Origin of the sequence: Streptomyces sp. NPDC057623 (assembly GCF_042800355.1) — a bacterium.
Lineage (GTDB): Bacteria > Actinomycetota > Actinomycetes > Streptomycetales > Streptomycetaceae > Streptomyces.
Window position 1 is genome coordinate 324,667 of record NZ_JBHVGZ010000004.1, and the last position, 3,450, is coordinate 328,116.

At 71.1% G+C, this 3,450-nt stretch carries 3 protein-coding genes; 1 reads left to right on the forward strand and 2 read right to left on the reverse strand.

Going from position 1 to position 3,450, the window contains the following annotated elements; genetic code table 11:
* Positions 1–118: 118 nt before the first annotated feature.
* Together ACFU95_RS07160 and ACFU95_RS07165 are read right to left on the reverse strand one after the other, a co-directional pair.
* Positions 119–1,162: a DUF2637 domain-containing protein gene (locus ACFU95_RS07160; RefSeq protein ID WP_383822921.1), complete on the reverse strand. Its 1,044-nt coding sequence runs from the start codon at positions 1,160–1,162 to the stop codon at positions 119–121.
* Between the two features lie 304 nt (positions 1,163–1,466).
* On the reverse strand, positions 1,467–2,318 hold the full coding sequence (locus tag ACFU95_RS07165) for a (2Fe-2S)-binding protein (RefSeq protein ID WP_383822923.1): 852 nt from the start codon (positions 2,316–2,318) through the stop codon (positions 1,467–1,469).
* A 155-nt stretch (positions 2,319–2,473) separates the two neighbouring features.
* Here ACFU95_RS07165 and ACFU95_RS07170 point away from each other — a divergent pair, with 155 nt between their 5' ends.
* Positions 2,474–3,289: a GntR family transcriptional regulator gene (locus tag ACFU95_RS07170; RefSeq protein ID WP_383822926.1), complete on the forward strand. Its 816-nt coding sequence runs from the start codon at positions 2,474–2,476 to the stop codon at positions 3,287–3,289.
* Positions 3,290–3,450: the final 161 nt, after the last annotated feature.

Sequence of the window (3,450 nt, forward strand, 5' to 3'; positions counted from 1 at the left end):
GGGTGTAAATGGGGGAAGAGGACGCCGGGAAAAGCGCTTTGCGCGACTCGAGAGAACGATGAGAGGGCGGGAGCCCCAAATTTGGGTTGCCCCCCCTTCCCGTCAGTGAGAGGCGTTCTCAGCCGAACTGCTGCTCAAGATCCTTGAGCTTGCGCTCCAGGGAGTCGAGCCGTGGCAGCGCCATTGTGTCGTCCTCCGCGGTGAGGTCGACGGAGATCGGGTCAGAACCCCGGCGGACGGGCTGAAGGGACGGACGTGAGCGTACGGGCAGTTGCTCCGGCGCCGATATGGCAGGCTCCGCGGAGACTTGGGCCGAGGCTCGCTCGAGGGCCTGCGGCTCCACCTGCCGTCCGCCGCCCCGGCCGATGAAGCCGCGGTGGCCCCGGCTGATGGCCTTCAGCTGGGCACGCTCCATGCGCTGCTGGTCGCGGCGGCGCAGGCGGGTCTCGTCCTTCTTGCGCTGGTCCTCGCGGACCTCGTCGACCGCCTCGTCCAGGCTGCGCACGCCCTCCAGGAGCATCAGCGACCAGGCCCGGTAGGTCTCACGGGGGGCCCGCAGCCAGCGGACGATGCGGATCTGCGGGAGGGGCCTCGGCACCAGGCCCTGCTCACGCAGGGCTGCGCGACGGGTCTGCTTCAGCGCCCGGTCGAACAGCACCGCCGCGGAGAGGGACATGCCGGCGAAGAAGTGCGGGGCGCCGTCGTGGCCGATGCCCCTGGGCGCGTGCACCCAGTTGAACCAGGCCGCGGCCGCCGCGAACGTCCACACGAGTATCCGGGAGCCGAGCGCCGCGTCACCATGGCTGGCCTCGCGCACCGCGAGGACGGAACAGAACATCGCTGCGCCGTCCAGACCGAACGGGACGAGGTACTGCCAGCCGTTGTGGAGGCCGAGGTTCTGTTCGCCGAAGCCGACCAGACCGTGGAAGGAGAGTGCCGCGGCCACGGCCGCGCAGCAGAACAGCAGCACATAGGAGGCGGTGCCGTATATGGCCTCCTTGCGCCTGCGGCGCTCCTCGCTGCGCTCCCACGAGTCGTCGGCGCCCGCGTCCTTCCCCGTGGTGGCCTTCCCGCGCCGGAGCACCGCTATCGCCACCAGCAGGCCCAGGAGCAGGACGGCGCCCGGAAGCAACCAGTTAAGCGATATGTCGGTCAATCTCATCTGGGGTCCCTTGCATTGGGATAGGGCGTAACGCCCGCCATAGTGGCCCAATCTCACTGGCCCTCAGGGGGTTTCGGGGCAAGAGGCCGCCAAGGAAGTGCAAGGGAATGCCCAGGGCGGCGTTCTGCTCGAACTGCCGCTTGAGGGGCGGGAGTTGAGTTCGAACAACACTACCCGTGCGGGTGGTTCCACGGAAAGTTCCTGCGCGGAGTGAGGAAATTGTGAAACGCCTGTAACCGTGACGGGTGTCCTGCTCGCCGGTGATCTTACGGCACAGCGGGTTTCGGCCGTGCCTGAGGGTGTCTCAACCGGCGGCGGACAGAAGCCTGGTGACCCGGTCCGCGTCGCAGGTGCGCGGGCAGGTGGGGCAGGTGTCCGCGGGGCGCAGCGTGTAGAACATGCAGCAGCTCGCCCGGTCCCGGGTGGGCAGCGACTCGCCGTTCGGGCCGGTGAGTTCGCGGAAGGCGGCCGAACCGACGTACGGCTTCGTCGCGCCCGGCAGCAGCAGCTCCAGCTCGTGCTGCGCGCGCTTCTGCTCCCCGTCGCCGAACAGGTGGGCGACGTACCACAGGCTCTCGACGACCTCGTCGGTCGCCATGCCCCACAGCGCCCGTCCGCGCCGCCGCATGCGCGGGCCGAAGCCCGCGAGGACGGGTTCGAGGTGCTCCGCGACGGCGGCCCGCACCTCGGCGCGCAGCGCCTCCTCGTCGGGAACGACCCGCGCGCCGGGCAGGGTCGCGGCCGGGTCGCCGGGCAGGCAGGCGAACGTGGCGGGGCGGGCCGCCAGACGGCCTATGGGGAGGCCGGGGGCCGTGCGGTCGTAGGAGACATGCGTCACGGGGAAGCGGGGGACGCGGCGGAGCAGGAACCAGGGCACGGTGATCAGCAGGCAGGCGGGCCAGGCGTACCGGTGCAGGCCGAAGCTGGCGACGACGTCCGTGCGCGCGGACTGTTCGTAGTCGCGCAGTATCTGTGCGTCGTCCCAGGCCAGAAACGTGTCGAGGCCGGTGCCGCCCTCGGCGAGCGCGGCCGCGGTGATCCATCCGCCGCGCTGCGGGAGCGGTGTGCCGACGGGCGGCTGGGTGATGTCGAGCCCCGGGAAGACCTTGGTGAGACGGGTGTACGCGTCCGCTAGGGCCGAGGGGGGCACAGGCATACTGGACCGCCGATCCGCGAGACTTAAAAGGTAAGGCTTACCTTACCCAAGATCGCTGCGATTTGAACTGTCGCGTTCTGCGCCTAAGGTGCTTGACGGGCGAGTAACAACCAGCCGTAATGACCCCAAGTACCGACACGTCCGGAGGAGGACCCGTGAAGCAGGGCGCGCAGGGCTCCGCGGGAACGGGCGTGGGTGTGGGCGTGGGTGTCGGTCCCGGCGAGGGGCGGGTGCCGTCGCAGGGGCGGCCCGCGGACGTGGAACGGGGCAGGGGCGTCTCGGCGCCGACCGCTCGTGGTGAGCACACCCACAGCGAACCGCCCATCCCGCGGCCGCGTGCCGTCGTTCAGCGGGCCTCGGTGCGGGGGCAGATCCTCGACGCCCTGCGCACCGCGCTGGTCACTGGTGAGCTGTCGCCCGGGGTGGTCTACTCGGCGCCCGCGCTCGGCGAACGCTTCGGCGTCTCCGCGACGCCGGTCCGCGAGGCCATGCAACAGCTCGCGCAGGAGGGTGCCGTCGAGGTCGTCCCCAACCGGGGGTTCCGCGTGGTCGAACGCGGGGCGCGGGAGCTGGCCGAACTCGCCGAGGTCCGGGCGCTCATCGAGGTCCCGGTGATGCTGCGGCTGGCCCGTACGGTTCCCGCCGAACGCTGGGCGGAGCTACGGCCGTTGGCCGAGGCGACGGTGCGCGCGGCGTCCACCGGCTGCCGGGCGACCTATGCGGAAGCGGACCGTACCTTCCATCGTGCGGTGCTCGCCCTCTGCGGTAACGAACAGCTCGTCCAGATCGCCGACGACCTGCACCGCCGGGCCCAGTGGCCCCTGGAGGCCCCCGCCCGCCCGTCGGGCCGCGGGCACGCCGACCTTCTCGCGGACGCGGCGGAGCACGCGGCGCTGCTGGACGCGTTGATCGCCGGGGATGTGGATGTGGTGAGGGTGCTGGTGGGGGAGCATTTCGCCGGTTCGCGGTGAGATGCCTGCGGCGCCTGTGCGGGTTCGGTGGGGGCTCGTGGAGCGCGGGGGCGTGAGGTTGTGGGTCGGGGCCGCGTCGGGGGGTGTCCGTCCTCGGTCCGGTGGGCTGGCGTATTGCCAGGAGGTGCCGAGCCTTGACACCGGACTCTGCGGGCGGACAC